Source organism: Burkholderia sp. SRS-25, from assembly GCF_004343765.1.
GTDB lineage: Bacteria > Pseudomonadota > Gammaproteobacteria > Burkholderiales > Burkholderiaceae > Burkholderia > Burkholderia contaminans.
The window spans coordinates 30,716-52,778 of record NZ_PTXM01000020.1 but is presented as its reverse complement, the minus strand read 5'-3'; the positions used below and the strand labels follow the sequence as shown (position 1 = coordinate 52,778).

At 67.4% G+C, this 22,063-nt stretch carries 23 protein-coding genes; 20 read left to right on the top strand and 3 right to left on the bottom strand.

What is annotated here, in order from left to right; genetic code table 11:
* Nucleotides 1-12 precede the first annotated feature (12 nt).
* A complete protein-coding gene (locus C5O79_RS26785; protein ID WP_047849726.1) occupies nt 13-906 on the top strand; it encodes an IclR family transcriptional regulator in 894 nt (297 codons plus the stop codon).
* Nucleotides 907-1,008: 102 nt separating this feature from the next.
* Here C5O79_RS26785 and C5O79_RS26780 read toward each other — a convergent pair whose 3' ends face one another.
* Nucleotides 1,009-2,088, bottom strand: coding sequence for a porin (locus C5O79_RS26780; RefSeq protein ID WP_047849727.1), 1,080 nt, complete (start codon nt 2,086-2,088; stop codon nt 1,009-1,011).
* A 444-nt stretch (nt 2,089-2,532) separates the two neighbouring features.
* Between C5O79_RS26780 and C5O79_RS26775 the strand changes: the two genes are divergently transcribed.
* The 15 genes from C5O79_RS26775 (at nt 2,533) to C5O79_RS26705 (ending at nt 16,603) form a co-directional block, all read left to right on the top strand.
* Nucleotides 2,533-2,850 carry a non-heme iron oxygenase ferredoxin subunit gene (locus C5O79_RS26775; RefSeq protein ID WP_011354710.1) on the top strand — a complete coding sequence of 106 codons (318 nt, stop codon included), beginning with the start codon at nt 2,533-2,535 and terminating at the stop codon, nt 2,848-2,850.
* 1 nt (nt 2,851) lies between these two features.
* Complete coding sequence (locus tag C5O79_RS26770; RefSeq protein WP_047849728.1) at nt 2,852-3,163, top strand: recombinase-like helix-turn-helix domain-containing protein; 312 nt, start codon at nt 2,852-2,854, stop codon at nt 3,161-3,163.
* A gap of 52 nt (nt 3,164-3,215) precedes the next feature.
* Nucleotides 3,216-4,292 carry an aromatic ring-hydroxylating dioxygenase subunit alpha gene (locus tag C5O79_RS26765; protein WP_122476249.1) on the top strand — a complete coding sequence of 359 codons (1,077 nt, stop codon included), beginning with the start codon at nt 3,216-3,218 and terminating at the stop codon, nt 4,290-4,292.
* Nucleotides 4,285-5,055, top strand: coding sequence for an SDR family oxidoreductase (locus tag C5O79_RS26760; protein WP_046548149.1), 771 nt, complete (start codon nt 4,285-4,287; stop codon nt 5,053-5,055). Before C5O79_RS26765 ends, C5O79_RS26760 begins: the two co-directional genes overlap by 8 nt.
* Before the next feature lie 37 nt (nt 5,056-5,092).
* Nucleotides 5,093-5,620 (top strand): cupin domain-containing protein, encoded by a 528-nt coding sequence (locus C5O79_RS26755; protein WP_039344094.1) that lies wholly within the window; start codon nt 5,093-5,095, stop codon nt 5,618-5,620.
* Between the two features lie 18 nt (nt 5,621-5,638).
* Complete coding sequence (locus C5O79_RS26750) at nt 5,639-6,535, top strand: alpha/beta fold hydrolase (protein WP_122476247.1); 897 nt, start codon at nt 5,639-5,641, stop codon at nt 6,533-6,535.
* On the top strand, nt 6,532-7,389 hold the full coding sequence (locus C5O79_RS26745; protein ID WP_047849731.1) for an IclR family transcriptional regulator: 858 nt from the start codon (nt 6,532-6,534) through the stop codon (nt 7,387-7,389). Before C5O79_RS26750 ends, C5O79_RS26745 begins: the two co-directional genes overlap by 4 nt.
* Entirely contained in the window at nt 7,386-8,183 is a 798-nt protein-coding gene (locus tag C5O79_RS26740) for an SDR family oxidoreductase (protein ID WP_122476245.1), read from the top strand. The genes C5O79_RS26745 and C5O79_RS26740 overlap by 4 nt, the downstream gene beginning before the upstream one ends.
* Nucleotides 8,176-9,843, top strand: a complete 1,668-nt coding sequence (locus tag C5O79_RS26735; protein WP_046548145.1) for a thiamine pyrophosphate-binding protein — start codon at nt 8,176-8,178, stop codon at nt 9,841-9,843. The genes C5O79_RS26740 and C5O79_RS26735 overlap by 8 nt, the downstream gene beginning before the upstream one ends.
* Complete coding sequence (locus C5O79_RS26730; RefSeq protein WP_046548144.1) at nt 9,836-10,663, top strand: aspartate dehydrogenase; 828 nt, start codon at nt 9,836-9,838, stop codon at nt 10,661-10,663. Before C5O79_RS26735 ends, C5O79_RS26730 begins: the two co-directional genes overlap by 8 nt.
* A 72-nt stretch (nt 10,664-10,735) precedes the next feature.
* Complete coding sequence (locus C5O79_RS26725) at nt 10,736-12,226, top strand: aldehyde dehydrogenase (RefSeq protein ID WP_122476243.1); 1,491 nt, start codon at nt 10,736-10,738, stop codon at nt 12,224-12,226.
* An 18-nt stretch (nt 12,227-12,244) separates the two neighbouring features.
* Nucleotides 12,245-13,207, top strand: coding sequence for a VOC family protein (locus C5O79_RS26720; RefSeq protein ID WP_122476241.1), 963 nt, complete (start codon nt 12,245-12,247; stop codon nt 13,205-13,207).
* Nucleotides 13,204-14,448, top strand: coding sequence for an FAD-dependent oxidoreductase (locus tag C5O79_RS26715; RefSeq protein ID WP_131931892.1), 1,245 nt, complete (start codon nt 13,204-13,206; stop codon nt 14,446-14,448). Before C5O79_RS26720 ends, C5O79_RS26715 begins: the two co-directional genes overlap by 4 nt.
* Nucleotides 14,449-14,477: 29 nt before the next feature.
* Nucleotides 14,478-15,878: an MFS transporter gene (locus tag C5O79_RS26710; protein ID WP_046548140.1), complete on the top strand. Its 1,401-nt coding sequence runs from the start codon at nt 14,478-14,480 to the stop codon at nt 15,876-15,878.
* A 173-nt stretch (nt 15,879-16,051) separates the two neighbouring features.
* The gene (locus tag C5O79_RS26705; RefSeq protein ID WP_122476237.1) at nt 16,052-16,603 is read left to right on the top strand and encodes a GNAT family N-acetyltransferase; all 552 of its coding nucleotides are present in this window, start codon (nt 16,052-16,054) and stop codon (nt 16,601-16,603) included.
* A gap of 43 nt (nt 16,604-16,646) precedes the next feature.
* On the opposite strand, the gene C5O79_RS26700 is transcribed toward C5O79_RS26705, so the two are convergent.
* Both C5O79_RS26700 and C5O79_RS26695 read right to left on the bottom strand, forming a co-directional pair.
* Complete coding sequence (locus C5O79_RS26700; RefSeq protein WP_122476235.1) at nt 16,647-17,039, bottom strand: hypothetical protein; 393 nt, start codon at nt 17,037-17,039, stop codon at nt 16,647-16,649.
* A 42-nt stretch (nt 17,040-17,081) separates the two neighbouring features.
* Nucleotides 17,082-18,008, bottom strand: a complete 927-nt coding sequence (locus tag C5O79_RS26695; RefSeq protein WP_122476233.1) for an ADP-ribosylglycohydrolase family protein — start codon at nt 18,006-18,008, stop codon at nt 17,082-17,084.
* 177 nt (nt 18,009-18,185) lie between these two features.
* Between C5O79_RS26695 and C5O79_RS26690 the strand changes: the two genes are divergently transcribed.
* The 4 genes from C5O79_RS26690 to C5O79_RS26675 all read left to right on the top strand — a co-directional run bounded on the left by C5O79_RS26690 (nt 18,186) and on the right by C5O79_RS26675 (nt 21,979).
* Nucleotides 18,186-18,419, top strand: coding sequence for a DUF3079 domain-containing protein (locus tag C5O79_RS26690; RefSeq protein WP_122477465.1), 234 nt, complete (start codon nt 18,186-18,188; stop codon nt 18,417-18,419).
* Between the two features lie 193 nt (nt 18,420-18,612).
* Entirely contained in the window at nt 18,613-20,280 is a 1,668-nt protein-coding gene (gene hcp / locus C5O79_RS26685) for a hydroxylamine reductase (protein WP_122476231.1), read from the top strand.
* A 13-nt stretch (nt 20,281-20,293) separates the two neighbouring features.
* Entirely contained in the window at nt 20,294-21,316 is a 1,023-nt protein-coding gene (locus C5O79_RS26680; protein WP_122476229.1) for an FAD-binding oxidoreductase, read from the top strand.
* Between the two features lie 279 nt (nt 21,317-21,595).
* Complete coding sequence (locus tag C5O79_RS26675) at nt 21,596-21,979, top strand: hypothetical protein (RefSeq protein WP_122476227.1); 384 nt, start codon at nt 21,596-21,598, stop codon at nt 21,977-21,979.
* Nucleotides 21,980-22,063 lie beyond the last annotated feature (84 nt).

The window sequence follows — 22,063 nt, the reverse complement described above, 5'->3', positions numbered from 1 at the left end:
GTCCATGTCCACATGGTCAAGACAACGATGAGCGACGCACCTGAACCCGCGGCGCCCGGCGACGACGAATCGTCCGGCGGCGCGTCGTCCTATCTGGTGCCGGGGCTCGAACGCGGGCTGCGGATCCTCGCCGAATTCTCCGCGCGCGAGCCGGTGCTCGGCGCGCCCGAACTGTCGAAGCGCATCGGCATTCCGCGCACGACCACGTTCCGCCTGCTGCAGACGCTCGAAGCGCTCGGTTTCCTCGAGCGCGTGAACGGCGACCGTTATTTCCGGCTCGGCGTCGGCGTGCTGCGGCTCGGCTTCGAATACCTGAATTCGCTCGAACTGACCGATCTCGGCACGCCCGTGCTCGAACGGCTGCGCGACGCGACCGGCCTGTCGACGCATCTGCTGATCCGCGACCAGCGCGACGTCGTGTTCGTCGCGAAGGCGCAGAGCAACGCGTCGATGTTCGGTTCGGTGAAGGTGCACGTCGGCACGCGCCTGCCCGCGCATGCGACCGTGCACGGCCACGTGCTGATGGGCGACCTGACGCGCGACGCATTGCGCCAGCTGTATCCGGAAAAGCGGCTCGAGCAGTTCACCGAGCGCACGCCGGGCACCGTCGACGAACTGTACGAACGCGTGCGTCATTACGCGCGGCTCGGCTACGCGGTGAGCGAGGCGGCGTTCGAGAGCGGCATTTCGGCCGTGACCGCACCCGTACGCGATCATTCGGGCTCGATCGTCGCGGCCATCACCGCGACCGTGCCGCGCTCGGAGATCGGCGAGGCCCGCGAGAAGGAACGGCTCGTCGAAGCCGTGTGCGGCGCGGCGGTCGACCTGTCACAGCGGCTGAACTATCGTCCGCTCGAAAGCGATCCGACATTCGCGCACGCGCGCCACAAGGTCGCGATGTTCTGAGTATGCCGATGCGCGGCCGGCGGCCGTGCAAATGCAACGCGCAAGACAAAAGCGGCCCGCGGGCCGCTTTTGTCGTTTCGGGCGACGCCCGCCCGACTTCGTTCAGAACGAGTGGTGGATCCCGGTGAGCACGATCACCTGGTTCGCGGTGCTCGACACACCCGCCGTGAAGAACGCGGCCTTCGCACCGCCCGAACCGTGCTCGTACAACACGTTCGCATAAAGCTGCGTGCGCTTCGACAACGCATAGATGTCGCCGAGTTCGACCTGCGTCCAGCGGCGGCCGGCCAGCGTCGTGGTCGCCGCGCCGCCCGCGATCGTGTTGAACGCGCTGCTGCGGTAGTTCACTCCCGCGTCGTAGCTCTGGAACGTGTCCGAAAAGCCGTTCGACTGCATCTTCGTGCGCGTGTACAGGCCATGCACGAGGAAGTCGCCGAACTGGTAGGACGCACCCGCGCCGATGTTCTCGACCTTGCTCGCGGTGTAGCCGTTCGCGGTGTTCTGCCCCTGGAACGACGTGATGCCGGTCGTGCTGATCAGGATCGAGCGGTCATGCTCGTTCGAGTACACGGCCGACGCCTTGAACGGCCCGTTCGCATAGTTCAGCGCGACGCCGACCGACTTGCCGGTCGAGAAGTTCGTCGTGTTGCCGAGCGCCATCGTCGCCGCGGCCGAGAAGCCCGCGAAGGTCGGTGAGCGGTACTTGACCGAATTGTTGTACGGCACGTTGCCGGTCGCGGCGAGTCCGTCGATGTTGCCGGGGTGGAACGCGTACCAGCTCATCGCGAGGTAGGCCGTGCTGAGCGGATCGAGATAGTCGAACGACAGCGGCGTCTGGCGGCCGAGCGTCAGCGTGCCGTAGCGTTCCGAGCCGAGGCCGACGAAGGCCGCGCGGTTCCAGATCGTGTTCGCGGTCGCGAACTGGCCGTTGTTCGTATAGAAGCCGTTTTCGAGCTGGAAGATCGCCGACAGGCCGTCGCCGAGGTCTTCCTTGCCCTTCAGGCCCCACCGATCGGGCTGCGTATTGCCCTGGATCATCGCCCACTTTGCATGGCCGCCCACGTTGTTCACGTACGCGATGCCCGCATCCATGCTGCCGTACAGCGTCACGCTGCTCTGCGCCCACGCGCCCGACACGGCGCCCACTCCGATCACTGCTGCTGCTACCGCATGCTTGACCATTTGATCTCCTGAATCTCCAACCTGATGAATACGTGCCGTGGCGGCCTGCGCGGGAACGGCCGGCCGTCGCGCGTTTTCGCCATCGGGTGGGCATTCGTATGTTCCATATAAGGAACAATGTGCCTCTGATGGAATGGAGTATAGAGGCGTCAAGCACCGGATCAAAAATAATTTTTTCGGGACGGATGGATGTCGGGCCGATGCTCCGCGTCGGTGCGCGAAGCTCGCGTAAACCCGATAAATGCCCGTCGTATAACAAAAAAATTCATTTGACGAGGTGGGCGCGCGCGATCGCCGTACTGTCGGTCAGTGTTTTCCCTAGGACATGCAGCTTTTTGTTCTACTCGTGGAAAGTCACTCCTATAATCACCATCCATAAACTGATGTTCCGGATATGGAACAAATCGGAACAAACCGAGAGTCGATCAGAAGGAAGGGTGTGAGATGTCTGAACAATGGGTTTGCGCCGGCCACGCCGGCGCGCTGTCGGAAGACACGCCGATCGAGTTCAAGCGGACCGACGGCGTCGAAATCGGGATCTACCGCGTCGGCGACGACGTGTATGCGCTCGAGAACGTGTGCCCGCATGCGTACGCACTGCTGACGCAGGGGTTCGTCGACGAAGGCACGGTCGAATGCCCGCTGCACGAGGCCGTGTTCGACATCAAGACGGGCGAATGCCTGAAGGGTCCGGGCGGACGCGCACTGAAGCAGTACGCGGTGCGGCTCGCCGGCGAGGAAATCCAGATCAAGGTGGAGTGACATGAAAGAAGCGACCGTGAATTTCAATCCCTTCCTGAAGCCGTGGGTGGCGCCGCAGCCGAACAACGTCGCGGGCAAGGGGCAGATCGAGATCCCCGGCCAGGTCGAGAACCAGGTCTGGCAGAACCGCAAGGCCGCACCGACCCAGTATGAAAACGACCTCGGCGATGCGCTCGAACGCGTGTTCGAAGCCGGCGCGGTCGAGCTGGACGATGTCGTCGCGGGCCTGAACCGCATCGGCTTCCGCGCGCCGGACGGCACGGTATGGACACCTGAGCGCTTCCGCGCCGAAATGGCCTCGCTCGCGGAATGACCGCGTAAGCGCCGACCGCCGACCCGACGACAACCGCATCCGGAGCACACTGATGACGTCCCCCGAACAACACGCAGCACAACACGACCCGGTCCGTGCGTACCTCGACCGCGGCATCAAGAACTACTGGTATCCCGTCGCGCCGAGCTGGCAGGTGTCGAATGCACCGGTCGGCCTTACGCGCTTGTCCGAGCAGATCGTGCTGTGGCGCGATCACGACGGCAAGGTCCACGCGCTCGAGGATCGCTGCCCGCATCGCGGCGCGCGCCTGTCGCTCGGCTGGAATCTCGGCGGCAACATCGCCTGCTGGTATCACGGCATCGAAGTCGACGGCGGCGGCACGGTCAACCGCGTGCCGGCCGTATCGAACTGTCCGCTCGAAGGCACGAAGTGCGTGAAGTCGTATCCGGTCGAGGAGAAGGCCGGCGCGATCTTCCTGTGGTTCGGCGACGAAGCGCACGGCGAGCCGGCGCCGCTGAACCTGCCCGAGGAACTGGTCGACGACGCGTACGGCCACTTCCTGTGCGTGTCGAACTGGAAGTGCAATTACCAGTACGCGATCGACAACGTGATGGACCCGATGCACGGCGCGTACCTGCATGCCACCTCGCACTCGATGGCCGAAGGCGACAAGCAGGCCGACATGCGCGTGCGCAAGACGGAAACGGGCCTGATGTTCGAGAAGATCGGCCAGCGCGACGTGAACTTCGACTGGGTCGAGCTCGGCGAAACGGGCTGCCTGTGGATGCGTCTCGCGATTCCGTACAAGCAGAAGTTCGGCCCGAGCGGCAACTTCGGGATCATCGGCTTCGCGACGCCGGTCGACGGCGACAACTGCCAGGTCTACTTCTGGCGCACCCGCAAGGTCAGCGGCTGGCAGCGCGACGTGTGGCGCTTCATGTATCGCAACCGCCTCGAGGGCCTGCACTGGGACGTGCTCGAGCAGGACCGCTACGTCCTCGAAAGCCTCGCGCCGAATGCACGCGATCACGAATACCTGTACCAGCACGACGTCGGCATGACGCGCGTGCGCCGGATGCTGCGCACACGTGCGCAGGAGCATCTCTCCGCGCTCGACGCACATCGCGCGGCGCAGGCGCAGGCCGCATCGGAGCCGGCAAATGGCTGAGCGCGCTCCGGTCGTGTCGCTCGCGGGGCGCCGCGTGCTCGTCACGGGCGGCGCGCGCGGGCTCGGCGCGGCGTTCGTGAAGGCGCTCGTCGAAGCGGGCGCGCAGGTCGCGTTCGGCGACGTGCTGGTCGACGAAGGCCGCGCGCTTGCCGCGCAACTCGCCGAAGCCGGCCATGTCGCGCATTGCTTCGCGCTCGACCTCGCCGATCCGGCGAGCGTCACCGCGTTCGTCGCGCAGGGCGCGGCGGCACTCGGCGGTATCGATGCACTGATCAACAACGCGGCGATCACGAATTCGGGCGGCAAGCTGTCGACCGAGCTCGACGTGTCGACCTGGGACGCCGTGATGAACGTGAACGTGCGCGGCGTGTGGCTCGTCAGCAATGCGGCGCTGCCGTATCTCGCGCAGTCGGGCCGCGGCGCGATCGTGAACCTCGCATCGGACACCGCGCTGTGGGGCGCGCCGAAGTTGCTCGCGTACGTCGCGAGCAAGGGCGCGGTGATCGCGATGACCCACGCGCAGGCACGCGAGTTCGGCGCGCACGGCGTGACGGTCAATGCGATCGCGCCGGGGCTGACCGAAGTCGAGGCGACGGCCTACGTGCCGGCCGAGCGCCACGCGTTCTACATGCAGGGCCGCGCGCTGACGCGTGCGCAGGTGCCCGACGACGTGACGGGCCCCGTGCTGTTCCTGCTGTCGGACGGCGCGCGTTTCGTGACGGGTCAACTGCTGCCGGTGAACGGCGGCTTCGTGATGAATTGATTGAATTGAAGTTTTCACTCTGATGAAGGAGAGGACGATGGCGGACGCCGATCTCGAACGCAAGTCGTGGGACCAGCCGGAAGGCGCAAGCTTCAACGACTGGATGGAAGGGCGCGTGGCGCGCTATGCGACGCGTCGCTACGACTGGGACGCACTGAAGTTCCAGGCCGACTACGACCCGAAGTACCGCCGTGCGCAGATGCGCTACGTCGGCACGGGCGGCACGGGCGTCGCGAAGGACGTCAACACGGTGCCGGCCGGCGGCTTCACGTTCTCGACGATGGTCATCCCGGCCGGCAACATCGGCCCGAGCCACATCCACATGGACGTCGAGGAAATCTTCTTCGTGCTGCGCGGGAAGATGAAGGTGATCTGCGAGCGTGACGGCGAGACGTGGGAAGCGATTCTCGGCGAGCGCGACCTGATCTCGGTGCCGCCGGGCGTGTATCGCACGGAAATCAACATCGGCGAGGAAGATGCGCTGATGTGCGTGATGCTCGGTTCGCCGAAGCCGGTCACGCCGACGTATCCGCCCGATTCGCCGCTCGCGAAGATCAAGCGCTGAGACGGAGCGGGTGAAGCAATGAGTGTCATCGACAAACGTGAACGCGACCGCACCGCGGCGTTCGCCGCGCTGCTCGGGCAGTTCCCCGAACGGCGTTGCGCGGCCGGCGCTGCGGGCACGATCGGATATCGCGAGGCCGGCGCGCAGCATGCGGGCCGTGCGTTGCCCGTCGTGCTGCTGCACGGCATCGGCTCGGGCGCCGCATCGTGGGTGCGCCAGCTCGACACGCTCGGCGCATCGCGGCGCGTGCTCGCGTGGGATGCGCCCGGTTACGGCGTGTCGACGCCGGTGCACGGCGCGTCGCCGGCCGCCACCGATTACGCGGCGTCGCTGAACGCGTGGCTCGAGGCACTCGGCATCGAACGCTGCGTGCTGGTCGGTCATTCGCTCGGCGCGATCATCGCGGGTGGTCTCATCCGCGTGATGCCCGCGCGGATCGCCGGCCTGCTGCTGATGTCGCCCGCGGGCGGCTACGGCAGCGCACCGGCCGAAACGCGCGACGCGCGCCGCGACGCGCGGCTCGCGATGCTCGCCGAACTCGGCCCGGCCGGGCTCGCCGAGCAGCGCAGCGGCAACATGCTGTCCGGTTTCGCGAACGAGGATGCGCGTGCGTGGGTGCGCTGGAACATGGCGCGCATCGTGCCGGCCGGCTATGCGCAGGCCACGCATCTGCTGGCGAACGCCGATCTCGCAACGGATCTCGCGGGCTTTCGCGGCCGGACGGCCGTGGCCGTCGGCGCGAATGACGCGATCACGCCGCCCGCCGCGTGCGAGCGCGTCGCCGCGGCCGCGCACGTCGGGCTGCAGGTGATTCCGCAGGCAGGCCATGCCGGCTACGTGGAAGCACCGGCCGTTTATTCCGCACTGATCGACACGTTCTGCCGTCAGTGCGACCAACAGCGGGGACTGGCATGAACGAACCGCTGCAACAACCCGAACTCGAAAACGGCAAGGCCGAAGCCAGCTACGTGGTGCCTGGCCTCGAACGCGGGCTGCGGATTCTCGCCGAATTCTCGCCGCGCGAGCCCGTGCTCGGCGCGCCCGAATTGTCGAAGCGGCTCGGCATTCCGCGCACGACGGTGTTCCGTCTGCTGCAGACGCTCGAATCGCTCGGCTTCCTCGAGCGCGCGGACAAGGATCGCAACTACAAGCTCGGCATTGCCGTGCTGCGGCTCGGTTTCGAATACCTGAGCTCGCTGGAGCTGACCGATCTCGGCCTGCCCGTGATCGAAAGCCTGCGCGATGCGACCGGCTTCACGACGCACATCGTGATCCGTGACGGCCGCGACGTGGTGTTCGTCGCGAAGGCGCAGAGCCAGGCGCCGGTGTTCAGCTCGATCCGCGTGAACGTCGGCACGCGCTTGCCCGCGCATGCGACGACGCACGGTCACGTGCTGATGGGCGACCTGTCGCTGAAGGAACTGCATGCGCTATATCCGGAAGGCGCGCTGAACCGGATGACGAACGCGACGCCGGAAACGGTCGACGCGCTGTACGAAGTGATCCGCGAGGATGCGCTGCGCGGCTACGGCGTCAGCAATTCGTCGTTCGAGCGCGGCATCTCGGTGGTCACCGCGCCGGTGCGTAACGAGACGCAGAGGATCGTTGCGTGCATCACGGTGACGGTGCCGAGGCCGGAAATTGACGCGGCGCTGATCGCGGACGGCCTGATCGACAAGGTGCAGCGCGCGGCGGCGGAACTGTCGCGGCGGCTCAATTACCGCTCGGATGACGAGCACACGTTTTTGAAGGCTTTAGGACTCCGATGATTGAAATCGATCTGACAGGGCAAGTAGCGGTGGTGACGGGCGGTTCGTCCGGCATCGGCCTCGCGACGGCCGAACGGTTCCTGCAGGCCGGCGCATCGGTCGCAATCTGTGGCCGCGACAACGAACGCCTCGCACGCGCCGAAGCGATGCTCGTTGAAAAATACCCGGGCGCACAATTGCTTGCCGCTCGCTGCAACGTGCTCGACGAGCAGGATGTGGCCGCGTTCGCGCAAGCCGTATCGACGCGTTTCGGCCGCACCGACATGCTGGTCAACAACGCCGGCCAAGGCCGTGTGTCGACCTTCGCCGACACGACCGACGACGCATGGCGCGAAGAACTCGAACTGAAGTATTTCAGCATCATCCGCCCGACGCGCGCGTTCCTGCCGCTGCTGCGCGATGCGGCCGCGCCGACGATCACCTGCGTGAACTCGCTGCTTGCACTGCAGCCGGAGCCGCACATGGTTGCGACGTCGTCGGCGCGCGCGGGCGTGCTGAGCCTCGTGAAGTCGCTCGCCACCGAACTCGCGCCGCAGCGCATCCGCGTGAACTCGATCCTGATCGGCATCGTCGAGTCGGGCCAGTGGCGCCGCCGTTACGAAACGCAGGCGCAGTCCGGCGAAAGCTGGGAGGACTGGACGGGCGCGCTCGCCCGCACGAAGAACATTCCGCTGAACCGCTTCGGCAAGCCTGACGAGGCCGCCTGGGCACTGTTTTATCTCGCAACGCATCTGTCGTCCTACACGACGGGCAGCCATATCGACGTTTCTGGAGGCTTTGCACGCCATGTCTAAAAAAACCACGGTTGGCGAGCTGATTGCCGCCTTTCTCGAGCAGTGCGGCGTGAAGACCGCATTCGGTGTCATCTCGATCCACAACATGCCGATCCTCGACGCGATCAACTCGCGCGGCAACATCCGGTATGTCGGTGCACGCGGCGAAGCCGGCGCGTTGAACATGGCCGACGGCCTGGCCCGCGTGTCGGGCGGTCTCGGCGTCGCGTTCACGAGCACGGGCACGGCGGCGGGCAACGCGGCCGGCGCGATGGTCGAGGCGCTGACGGCCGGCACCGCGCTGCTGCACGTCACGGGGCAGATCGAGACGCCGTACCTCGACCAGGATCTCGCGTACATCCACGAAGCGCCGGACCAGCTGTCGATGCTGCATTCGATTTCGAAGGCCGCGTTCCGCGTGCGCACCGTCGAAACCGTGCTGCCGACGATCCGCGAAGCCGTGCGCATCGCGCAGACCGCGCCGACGGGCCCCGTGTCGGTCGAGATTCCGATCGACATCCAGGCCGCTGAAATCGAATGGCCGGAAGACCTCGCGCCGGCACACGTCGCGGTGCGCGAGCATGACACCGCCCGCGTCGCGAAGCTCGCCGATGCCCTCGCGGCCAAGCGCCGCCCGCTGCTGTGGCTCGGCGGCGGCGCGCGCCACGCACGCGAGGAGGTCGAGCGCCTCGTGAAGCTCGGTTTCGGCGTCGTGACGAGCGTGCAGGGCCGCGGCGTGCTGCCCGAAGATCACCCGGCGTCGCTCGGCGCGTTCAACGTGCATGCATCCGTCGAGGCGTTCTACAAGACCTGCGATGCGCTCGTCGTCGTCGGCTCGCGCCTGCGCGGCAACGAAACGCTGAAGTACAAGCTCGCGCTGCCGCAGCCGCTGTTCCGCGTCGATGCCGACGCGCTCGCCGACAACCGCGGCTATCGCAACGAGCTGTTCGTGCACGGCGATTCGAAGCGCGTGCTGGCCGAGCTGGCCGACCGGCTCGAAGGCCGCCTGTCGGTCGATCCGCAGTTCGCCGCCGATCTCGCGGCAGCCCGCGAGCAGGCGGTGGCCGACGTGTCGAAGGGCCTCGGGCCGTACAAGCAGCTCGTCGACACGCTGCAGGGCGCCGTCGGCCGCGACTACAACTGGGTGCGCGACGTGACGATCTCGAACAGCACGTGGGGCAACCGCCTGCTGAAGATCTTCGAGCCGCGCTCCGGCGTGCATGCGCTCGGCGGCGGCATCGGCCAGGGCATCCAGATGGGCATCGGCGCCGCGCTGGCGGATGCGGCCGCGAAGACGGTGTGCCTCGTCGGCGACGGCGGCCTGATGGTCAACGTCGGCGAGCTCGTCACGGCCGTGCAGGAAAACGCGAACGTGATGATCGTGCTGATGAACGACCAGTGCTATGGCGTGATCCGCAACATCCAGGACGCGCACTACGGTGGCCGCCGCTGCTTCGTGCAGCTGCACCAGCCCGATTTCGCGCAGTTCTGCGCGAGCTTCGGCCTCACGCACTACCGGATCACGTCGCTCGACGACGCCGAGGCGATCGTGCGCGAAGGGATGGCGAAGGCCGGCCCGGTGATGGTCGAGGTCGACATGCTGTCGGTCGGCGCGTTCGCATCGAACTTCGCGGGCCCGCCGGTCAAGAAGGAAGAGCCGTCGGAGCGCCAATATGCTTAACGGGCAAAAGCGGGCGCACGCACCCGTCGACGTCGCGATGATCGGCTTCGGTGCGATCGGCGCGGCCGTGTACCACGCGGTCGAGCACGATGCGTCGCTGCGCGTCGCGCACGTGATCGTGCCGGAACACCAGCGCGCGGCGGTGCAGGGCGTGCTGGGCGGTGCGGTGGAGGTCGTGTCGTCGGTCGACGCACTGGCCCGCCGCCCCGAGTTCGCGCTCGAATGCGCTGGCCACAGCGCGCTCGTCGATCACGTCGTGCCGCTGCTGAAGGCCGGCACCGACTGCGCGGTCGCGTCGATCGGCGCGCTGTCCGATCTCGCGCTGCTGGACGTGCTGGCGCAGGCCGCCGACGAAGGCGACGCGACGGTGACGCTGCTGTCCGGCGCGATCGGCGGGATCGATGCGCTGGCGTCCGCGAAGCAGGGCGGCCTCGACGAAGTGCTGTACGTGGGCCGCAAGCCGCCGCTCGGCTGGCTCGGCACGCCCGCTGAGGAACTGTGCGACCTGCGCGCGATGACCGTGGAAAAGGTGATCTTCGAAGGCAGCGCGCGCGACGCCGCGCGCCTGTATCCGAAGAACGCGAACGTCGCGGCCACCGTCGCGCTCGCGGGCCTCGGCCTCGACGCGACGCACGTGCGCCTGATCGCCGATCCGGCCGTCGAGCGCAACGTGCATCGCATCACCGCGCGCGGCGCATTCGGCGAGATGTCGCTGGAAATGAGCGGCAAACCGCTGCCCGACAACCCGAAGACGTCCGCGCTGACGGCGTACAGCGCGATCCGCGCGCTGCGCAACCGCGCTGCGCGCTGCGTGATCTGACCGGGCCATTGAATGCCCGCCCGCGCCACGGCGAGGGCGGACGTGCAGAGACAGATTTGTGGGACTTGTGACATGACTCCTTTCGATACGAGCCTCGTGCCCGACGGCAACATCATGATCGGCGGCGAATGGCGGCGCGGCCGTGGCGCGCCTTACGCGAGCATCTATCCGGCCGACCAGTCGCTGAACATGGAAGTGTCGACCGCGAATGCGGAGGACGCGGCCGAAGCCGTCGTGGCCGCCGATGCCGCATGGCGTCGCGCCGACTGGGCCGGGCTGAAGCCGCACCTGCGCGCGCAGGTGCTGTACCGCATCGCCGATCTGATCATGCAGCGCCACGAAGCGCTCGCGAACCTGCAGCGCCGCGACAACGGCAAGCCGATCGGCGAGACGCGCGTGCTGGTGGCGAGCGCCGCGAACACGTTCCGCTATTTCGCCGCGTGTCTCGAGACGCTCGACGAGGAACTGACGCCGTCGCGCGGCGACTACCTGACGATGAGCGTGTACGAGCCGATCGGCGTGATCGCGGCGATCACGCCGTGGAATTCGCCGATCGCGTCCGATGCACAGAAGCTCGCACCGGCGCTGGCCGGCGGCAACGCGGTGGTGCTCAAGCCGGCCGAAGTCACGCCGCTCGTGTCGCTCGCGCTGGCGCGCATCTGCGAGGAAGCCGGCGTGCCGAAGGGCGTGCTGAGCGTGTTGCCCGGCAAGGGCTCGGTGATCGGTGACGTGCTCGTGCGCCATCCGCTGGTGAAGAAGGTGTCGTTCACCGGCGGCACCGAAGTGGGCCGCGGCATCGCGCGCATCGCGGCCGAGAAGCTGATGCCCGTGTCGCTCGAACTGGGCGGCAAGTCGCCGACGATCGTATGCGACGACGCCGATCTCGATCATGCGGTCAACGGCGTGCTGTACGGCATCTTCAGCTCGTCGGGCGAAGCGTGCATCGCGGGCTCGCGGCTGTTCGTGCAGCGCGCGGTGTACGACGAATTCATGAAGCGTTTGGTGGCCGGCGCACGCAAGCTGCGCGTGGGCGACCCGACGCGGGCAGACACGCAGATGGGGCCGCTGATCACCGCGAAACATCGCGAATCGGTGGAGCGCTACGTGGCGCTCGGTCTCGAGGAAGGCGGCCGCCTGCTGTGCGGCGGCGAGCGGCCGTCGGGCGACGGGCGCGAGAACGGCTTCTTCTATCAGCCGACGATTCTCGAAGGCCTGCCGAACAGCGCGCGCATCTGCCAGGAAGAAATCTTCGGCCCGGTGCTCGTCGCAATGCCGTTCGACGACGAAGCGTCGCTGATCGCGCAGGCGAACGACAGCGTGTTCGGCCTGGCGGCCGGGATCTGGACGCGCGACTACAAGCGCGCCTGGCGCATCGCGCGCGCACTGGAGACGGGCACCGTCTGGATCAACACGTACAAGCTGTTTTCGATCTCCACGCCGTTCTCGGGCTGGAAGGAGAGCGGGATGGGGCGCGAGAAAGGGCGTCTCGGCATCCGCGAGTACATGCAGCAGAAGAGCCTCTACTGGGGCTTGAACGACGCGCCGCTGCCGTGGGCGAACTGAGCGAAGGGGAATGACGCAATGAGCATTTTGGGAATCGAGCAGATCACGTACGGCGTCGACGATCTCGCGACCTGCCGGCGCTTTTTCGCCGACTGGGGGATGAAGGAAGTCTCGCACGACGACACGCGCGCACGCTTCGAGACGCTGAACGGCTGCACCGTGCTGGCCGTCAAGGCCGACGATCCGTCGCTGCCGCCCGCGTTCGAAGCGGGGCCGACGCTGCGTGAAGTCACGTGGGGCGTCGCGACGCGGCAGGAACTCGACGCGCTGCGCACGAAGCTCGCCGGCCAGCCCGGTTATTACGCGCAGGACGATGCGGTCGGCTGCATCGACCCGAACGGGATGGCGATCCGCATCGAAGTCACGCGCAAGCGTGAACTCGACATCACGGGCTCGCCGTCGAACGTGTGGGGCCAGACGCTGCGCGTCGACCAGCCGAGCCCGATCTATGTACGCGCGGAGCCGGTCGAGGTTGGGCACGTGGTGTTCTTCACGAACTGCCTCGACGCGCAGGAAAAGTTCTATCACGAGCTGCTGGGCTTCGAGACGTCCGACCGTTACCCGGGCCGTGGTGCGTTCATGCGTTGCGCACCGCACGGCGGCCACCACGACCTGTTCCTGCTCGCGCTGCCGAACGGCAAACGCGGCCTGAATCACGTCGCGTTCACCGTGCGCGATATCCACGAAGTGTTCGGCGGCGGCATGCACATCGACCGCTGCGGCTGGGAAACGCAACTCGGCCCGGGGCGTCATCCGGTGTCGTCCGCGTACTTCTGGTACTTCCAGAACCCGGCCGGCGCGCTGATCGAGTACTACGCGGATGAAGACGTGCTGACACCCGAATGGCAGCCGCGCGAATTCGAGCCGGGCCCGACCGTGTTCGCCGAATGGGCCGTCGACGGCGGCCTCGACGGCAACACGCGCCGGCAGAAGAACGCGAAGGCGCCGGAAGGGAAGTTCATGACGGAGCGGAAATCATGAGCGAAGAAAACACGCCGGAGCAGGCTGCGCCCGGCACGGTCGTCGTGATCGGCGGCGGCCAGACCGCTGGCTGGGTGCTGAAGACGCTGCGCGCGGAAGGCTTTGCGGGCCGCCTCGTGATGATCGCCGACGAACCGCATCTGCCGTACGAGCGCCCGCCGCTGTCGAAGGCCGTGCTGGCCGGCGACGCCGACATCGAAACCGTGCGCGTCGTGCGTCCTGACGAATTCGACGCGCTGAACGTCGAAGCCTGGCAGCCGGAACGCGCCGCGTCGATCGACCGCGCGCGTCGCGTCGTGACAACCGAAAGCGGCCGCGAGATCGCATACGACCGGCTCGTGATCGCGACCGGCGGCACGTCGCGCCGCTTGCCGGATTCGATCGTGAGGACCCCGAACCTGCATTACCTGCGCACGCTCGACGAAGCGGCCGCGCTCGGCGAGAAGCTGCGCGCGAGCCGGCGCGTGCTCGTGATCGGCGGCGGCTGGATCGGCCTCGAAGTCGCGGCGACCGCGCGCAAGCTCGGCGTCGACGCGGTGGTCGTCGAAGGCGCGCCGCGGCTGTGCGGCCGCTCGGTGCCGCAGATCGTGTCGGATTTCCTGCTCGACCTGCATCGCGCGAACGGTGTCGACGTACGCCTCGGCGCGGCGCTCGCATCGCTCGACGCGCAGCCGGACGATGCGTCGAAGGTCCGAGCGACGCTCGCCGACGGCACGACGATCGACGCCGATTTCGCGGTGGCCGGCATCGGCCTCGCGTTGAACGCGTCGCTCGCGAGCGACGCGGGGCTGGCCATCGACGACGGTATCGTCGTCGACGAATTCGGTGCGACGAGCGACCCGGCGATCTTCGCGTGCGGCGACGTCGCGAACCATCACAACGGCTGGCTGAAGCGGCGCGTGCGGCTCGAATCGTGGGCCAACGCGCAGAACCAGGCGATCGCGGCCGCGAAGGCCGTACTCGGCGTACGTGCCCCGTACGCGGAAATTCCGTGGTTCTGGTCCGATCAGTACGACGTGAACCTGCAGATCCTCGGCGATCTGCCGGCCGATGCGCAGCTCGTCGTGCGCGGCGAGCTTGCCGCGCGACGCGCGACGCTGTTTTTCGTGGGCGAAGGACATGTGAGAGGTGTCATCGCCGTCAACAACGCACGTGAGCTGAAGCTCGCGCGCAAGTGGATGAACCAGGGCCGGGCAGTGGATACGGAAGCCCTGGCAGACACGAGCAAGACACTGGCCTGACCGGCGACGAGATACAGGAGACACCCCGCATGAGCACTTTCGACAACGTCGTGGCCGGACGCGCCACGATGGAAGCTGCCGCCTCCACGCCCGGCGCGATCATCGCGCGGCTCGAGCGGCTTCCGGCCAACGCGATGCAGATCCGCGCCCGCGTGCTGATCGGCACCGCGACGTTCTTCGACGGCTTCGACGTGATCACGATCGCGGCGACGCTGCCGCTGCTGATTCACAAATGGGGGCTGTCGCCGACGCAGATCGGCATGCTGATCGCGTCCGGCGCGATCGGCCAGCTGATCGGCGCCTTCCTGTTTCCCGCGCTGGCGGAGAAGCACGGCCGCGTGAAGGCGATCGCATGGAGCTCGGCCGTGATCGGCATCACGAGCATCGCGTGCGGGTTCGCGCCGACCTTCGAGATCTTCGTGCTGCTGCGGATCCTGCAGGGCCTGGGCCTCGGCGGCGAGTTGCCGGTCGCCGCGACGTACATCAACGAGATCACGCGCGCGCATGGCCGCGGCCGCTTCGTGCTGCTGTACGAGATCGTCTTTCCGATCGGCCTGCTCGTGTCGATGGCGCTCGGTGCATGGCTCGTGCCGCGCTTCGGCTGGGAGATCATGTACTTCGTCGGTGGCCTGCCGCTGATCCTGTCGCTCGTGCTCACGCGCCTCGTGCCGGAATCGCCGCGCTGGCTCGCGTCACGCGGGCGGCTGGCAGAAGCCGGGCGGGCGGTCGGCGAGTTCGAAGCGTCGGTGCGCGGCGAGCTGCCGCCCGTCACGCAGGCGGCCGCGTTCGACGAGATGGTGCGCCAGCATCCGAAGCGCAAGATGAGCGACCTGTTCAGCGCCGCGTATCGCAAGCGCACGCTCGCGGTGGCGACGTTGTGGGCGACCTGCGGGTTCATCCAGTACGGGCTGTCGACGTGGCTGCCGACGATCTACAAGAACTTCTATCACGCGCCGCTGCAGCTTGCGCTGAACCTTGCGGTGATCGGCTCGGTGATGGGCGTGCTCGGGTCGCTGGCGTCGGCGCTGCTCGTCGACAAGCTCGGCCGCAAGCCGGTGATCGTGTGGTCGTTCGTACTGTGCGCGCTGTCGCTGGCATTCGCGGGTTTCTATCACGCGTCGTCGGTGTATGTCGTGTCGATCTTCTGCTCGCTGTCGCTCGGGTTGATGGCGTCGGGGTTCATTACCGCGTACGTCTACACGCCGGAGCAGTATCCGACGAGCATCCGCGCGTCGGGCTGCGGCCTCGGCAGCGCGTGGCTGAAGATCGCATCGTTCGTCGCGCCGATGGTGGTGCCGCACGCGATCATCGGCGGCAACCTCGCGCCGGCGTTCTACCTGATCGGCATCGTGCCGCTGATCGCGGCGGTGACCGTGCACTTCGTCGGGATCGAGACGAAGGGGAAGGTGCTCGAAGCGCTTGAAGCGTAAGCGCGGGCGGCCGGCGGTATCGGATGAAGTGGAGAGGCCCGGCGATGTCCGGGCCTCTTTGTTTGGCGGCGATCCGGGTGTCGCGGCGGGGTGGGGCGTGCGAGCGCATGCAATGGCCGACTTGCGGCTTGCGTGTTCTAATTCACGATCCCGTTTTCATGCCGACTGTCGCCATGCCCCTGTTCGATCCCGTCACGCTGGATACCTCCCGCCTTGTCCTGCGGCCGCTACGCGAAGCCGATGCGCACGCGTTCTTCGAGATCTGGTCGGATGCGGAAGCGATGCGCTATTTCTCGTTCTCGCCGATGACGCATATCGAACAGGCGATCGAGCGCGTCGCGCGCAACGTGAAGATGTCCGCGAGCGGGCAGGACCTGATCTGCGTGCTCGAACTGCGGGAAACCGGCGAAGCGCTCGGCGAATGCGTGCTGTTCCATGCGAACGAGCAATGCCGGCGCGCCGAGATCGGTTTCAGCCTGCGGCGCAAGTACTGGAGCGGCGGATACATGCGCGAGGCGGCATCGGCCGTGATCGATCACGCGTTCGGCACGCTCCGGTTGAACCGGATCGAAGCCGATATCGATCCGCGCAACGTCGCATCGGCACGGCTGCTCGAACGGCTCGGTTTCGCGCGGGAAGGATTGCTGCGCGAACGCTGGATCGTCGGGGGCGAAGTGACGGACAGCGCGTTGTACGGGTTGCTGGCGAGCGACCGGCGCGCGTGATGCATGCGCGTGATGCGGCCGGGCCGGTAATGGCCCGGTCACGTCAATCCCAGCGGCTGTCTTCCATGTCGGCGTCGACGTCGGCGGTCCCGCCGAATCCCAGTTGCTCGAGCTGCGCGTAGTAGCGCGTGTAGTCGAATTCGCCGTCCTCTTCCCACGGCTCGAGATCCCAGATCACGTCGGCCATCCACGGAATCCAGCGCGGCGGAGGCGGCCACTTCAGGAAGTAGGTCACGCGCTCGTGCTCCTGCCACACGTGCTGTTCCCACCATTCCTGAAACACCATCATGAACGTTTCGCCGCCGCCCATGCGCCACCGCATGCTGTACGGATGCGAATCGGCCGCGATGACCCACGGCGGCGGAACCGCACCGTATTGCGCGGTGTAGTCGGCCACGCTTTGTCTGTACCAGTCTGCGTCTGCGTACTGCCCCATCCGATCTCCTTCCGCTGTCTGCCGCGTATTCGCTTCGAACGCTCACGGCTTCGCGAGCCAGCCTTCGACCTGTTCTTTCCCGCGCAGTGCCGCGACCCATCGAGCGGGCAACGCGTGCTCGCCGTACAGCGCGCCGGCGAGGCTGCCGGCGATGGCCGCCGTCGTGTCCGTGTCGTTGCCGAGCGCGATCGCGCGCTTTACACAGTCTTCGTAGCTGCTCGTCGACAGCAGGCATTGGATCGACGACCAGAAGCTGTCGACCACGTAACCGGAGCCTTGCGGCGCATCGAAGCGGCCATCGAGCACGATCTTCAGTTCGATCTCGTCGGCGGTGCCCGCGTAGCGCGCCAGCAGTTCGTCTTCGGCCGCGCGCACCGCATCGGGCGCGGGTTGGCCTTCGACGATGCCCCATGCCGTCAGGCCATAGAGCGCACAGCACAGTTGCGAGCGCACGTGCCCGTGCGTGACGACGCTCTGCTTGCAAGCGAGCCGGATCGCCTCGTCGCGCGAGGCGGCGACCATGATCACCGGAAAGCAGCGCATCAGCGAGCCGTTGCCATTGTCGCGCTCGCCGTCGGGGCCGGCAACGGCTGGCGCCGCACCGGCCGCCAGCGCGTGGAACGCACGCCGCGTCTGCAGGCCGACGTCGAACACGTGGCCGTCCGGCGTGAAGGCGCCGCGATGAAACCAGTCCTGCAGGTTGCGCGCGAACGTGTCGAGATTCAGGTCGCGGTCGTTCGATAGCGCGTCGAGCAGCGCGAGCGCCTGCGCGCCGTCGTCGCTCCAGGTGCCGGGCGGCACGCCGTCGTGGGCGCGTACAAAGCCGGGCGGCGGCGTCATGTCGATCGCGGCGGGCGGCGGAATCGACGCCGCGTCGTGGAATTCATACGGCACGCCCAGCGCGTCGCCGATCAGCAGGCCAAGCAGGCCGCCGCGCAGGCGGGATCGTCGGTTCGGAATGGTGGTCATCGGACAGGGATCGGGTGGGCGGCGCGCGCCGCGAAATACCGTGCAGACTAGACCAATCGTGTGCACATGCCTAGCCGATGCAGTGCCGCCGGTGCGAACGAATGCCGCATGGCCCGTGTGCGCCGGTGAACTAGAGTCGAACGGGTGCGGATGAAACGACACCGGGAAGACAAGATCATGGCCAAGAAATTTCCGCTGCATCCCGTGCATCCGGAGCGGATCTGCTGGGGATGCGACAACTACTGCCAGACACACGCGATGCGTTGCGGCAACGGCTCCAGCCGTACGCAGCACCCGAGCGAGCTGCTCGGTGATGACTGGTATCGATACGGCGACTGGGGCATCGAAGGCACGGATGCCGACATCGAACACGAACCAGAACCCGCGACCGAAGCCGGCGGGCAGTCATAGCGACAAGTTGCCTCACCCGAGTGCGTTCGGTTTCTTGATCTGCATCACGGTCGCGAAATGCGTGCCGAAACATCATGAAAAAGATGCATAAGACACGCATCTTGAAGCGGGCGGGATGCCCGGCAGCCAGGAACTCGCGTTCCGCCGCCGATCGCGCCGCCCCGCGCCCCCATGATCGAGAAAGGAGAGCACCGTGTTTTGCTATCAATGCGAACAGACCGACCGGACCGGTACGCGGCCCGGCTGTGCATCGGCGAAAGGCAATTGCGGCAAGGATGCAACGACGGCCGACCTGCAGGACCTGCTGGTCCATGCGGTGAAGGGCATTGCGCAATACGGCGCGATCGCGCGAGCGATGGGCGCACCCGATCGCGACGCCGACCGGTTTGTGCTGTACGCGATGTTCACGACGCTGACTAACGTGAATTTCCATGCAGCCCGTTTCGTCGCGCTGCTGCGCGAAGCGGCGCAGGTGCGTGACCGCGTGAAGGCCGCGTGCGACGCGAGCGCGCGGGCGGCGGGCACGGTCGTTCCGGCGCAGCACGGGCCGGCGATGTGGCAGCCGGCGGACGATCTGGCCGGGCTGCTGGAGCAGGCCGCGAGCGTCGGCGTGGACCACGGGCTCGACACGGTGGGAGCGGACATCGTCGGCCTGCGCGCGCTGGTGCTGTACGGGCTGAAGGGCGTGTGCGCGTACGCGCATCATGCGCGGGTGCTCGGCTACGAGCGCGACGACATCTACGAGGGGATCGAGGCGGCACTCGCGTTTCTCGCGCGCGACCCCGTTGATGTCGATGCGCTGCTCGCACAGGCACTCGACCTCGGCCGGCTGAACCTGACGGTCATGGAACTGCTCGACAGCGCGAACACCGGCCGTTTCGGCGCGCAGCAACCGACGGCCGTGCGCGTGTCGCCGGTGGCGGGCAAGGCGATCCTCGTGTCGGGCCACGATCTCGGCGATCTGCATGCGCTGCTCGAACAGACGGCCGGCACCGGCATTCAGGTGTACACGCACGGCGAGATGCTGCCGGCCCATGCGTACCCGGTGCTGAAGGCGTTTCCGCACCTGGCCGGCAACTACGGCGGCGCATGGCAGGATCAGCAAAGCGACTTCGCGCATTTCCCCGGGCCGATCCTGATGACGTCCAACTGCATCATCGAGCCGATGCCGCAATACCGGCAGCGGATCTTCACGACGGGGCCGGTCGGCTGGCCGGGCGTGCGCCATCTCGAGCATCACGATTTCTCGACGCTGATCCGCGCCGCGCAGGCGCTGCCCGGCTTCCCGGCCACGGCGCCGGAGGAGACGATCACGGTCGGCTTCGGCCGCCATGCGGTGCTCGGTGTCGCGGACAAGGTCATCGACGCGGTCAAGGCCGGACAGATCCGCCATTTCTTCCTGATCGGCGGCTGCGACGGCGCGGCGCCGGGCCGCAACTACTACACCGAGTTCGCGGAGCAGGCGCCCGACGATACGGTCGTGATGACGCTCGGCTGCAACAAGTACCGGTTCAACCGGCACGCGTTCGGCGATATCGGCGGCATTCCGCGCCTGCTCGACGTCGGGCAGTGCAACGACAGCTACTCGGCGATCCGGATCGCGACGGCGCTCGCCGACGCGTTCGAATGCGGCGTGAACGACCTGCCGCTTTCGCTCGTGATCTCGTGGTTCGAGCAAAAGGCGGCGGCCGTGCTGCTGACGCTGCTCGCGCTCGGCCTGCGCAACATCCGCCTCGGGCCGACGCTGCCGGCCTTCGTGACGCCGGGCGTGCTGGCGGTGCTGGTCGAGCAGTTCGGCATCCAGCCGATCGGCGACGCCGGTACCGACCTTGCCGCGTCGCTGGCGCGCCAGGCCGCCTGAGCGGGATCGTTCGATGACTTATCGCATCGAGATCACGACACGCGACGGCGAGCGCTTCGGCTTCGGCTGCGACGCCGGGCAGGATCTGCTCTCGGCAGCGGCCGACGCCGATATCACGCTGCCGTCGCAATGCCGGCGCGGCAGCTGCGGCGCATGCCAGGCGACCGTCGTCGACGGCGCGTACGAGACGTCGACCGACAGTGCCGGCGTGCTGCCGGCCGGCCAGCGCGGCGCGGTCCTGTTGTGCCGGACCCGGCCGCGCGGCGATCTGCGGGTCGCCGCGCCGTACGACCGCACCAAGGTGCTGCTGCATCCGGTGCCCGTGCGCACCGCGCGGATCGCGGCACTCGAGACGATCGCGGCCGACACGATGCGCGTCGAGCTGCAGGTCGAGCCCGACGACGCGTTCGGCTCGGCAGCGGAGTTCGAGCCGGGCCAGTTCGCGGAACTCGAGGTGCCGGGCAGCGGTGTGCGCCGCCCGTATTCGCTCGCGAACACGAGCAACTGGGACGGCCGTCTCGAGTTCCTGATCCGGCTGCGGCCGGGCGGCTGGTTTTCGACCTACCTGCGCGAGCGTGCGCGGCCTGGCGATCCGCTGACCGTGCGCGTGCCGATGGGCGGTTTCGGGCTGTTCGCGGACAGCCTGCGGCCGCGCTGGTTCGTCGCGGGCGGTACCGGGCTCGCACCGGTCCTGTCGATGCTGCGGCGCATGGCTGAATTCCAGGAGATGGTCGACGCGCGGCTGTTCTTCGGCGTCAATCAGGAAAGCGAACTGTTCATGCTGGACGAACTGGCGCGACTGCAAGCCGACCTGCCGCAGTTGCGCGTCGAGCTGTGCGTCTGGCGGCCGGACGGGGCGTGGGCCGGGTTGAGTGGCACGCCGGTCGATGCGTTGCGCGCGGCGCTCGCGCAGGTCGGCGCGCCACCGGACATCTACGTGTGCGGGCCGCCCCCGCTCGTACAGGGGGTGCGGGACGTGGCGACGGCGGGTGGCGTGCCCGATGCGCAATTCGCGAGCGAGCGCTTCACCGCGTGATGCTTGCATCCGGCCCGGTGGTGCGCCGCGGGTATCGGCGCACCCGCGGAAGGCTGTGCCATCCGGTGTGCAACGTGCCCGCGCGGCCCGCCGGTCCATAGCCACGAAGCCGTCGCGCGGCGTTGCCGCGCATTCGTCCGGAGGGCGCGCGAGGGCGGGCAGGCACGCGTGCGCCGCTGGCGGTATGCTTGCGCCCGGGACCGTCGCCAGTGACGGACGACGGAGCGCAATCCGCGCAGCCGACGACACGGCGGCGGCATCGGGGCATGGAGTCACGACATGGAGCAGGTGGTGGTGACGCACGTCGCGGCGTATTCGGCCGACAGCGAATGCGCGGCGGTGACGTTACGGTGCGGCGAACACGAGATCGCGGTGTTCTCGTTCGGCGGCGAGGCGCGCGTCGCCGACATCGTGCAAACGCCGGTGTTGGCAGTCGACTGCGATGTCCGGGCGGCCTGTCTCGACGATTGGCCCGACGACGCACGACGTGCGGCCAGCCGGCAATGGATCGGGAAAACCGGGAACCCGTACGGCTACCGGGGATGCGGGCGGGTCATCGATCGGGAGCAGGGGTTGATCAACGTGGTCGGCTTCACGCTCGACGTGGGTGAGTTGCCATGCGACGGCGCGGTCGAATTCGAGTGCCTGCGGCTCGATCTCTGACCGGCCGCGCGACCGGCGGGCTTGCCGGATTGCCGGCACGAACTTACCCTTTGTCGACATCCCGGCCGCGAACAGGATCACGAC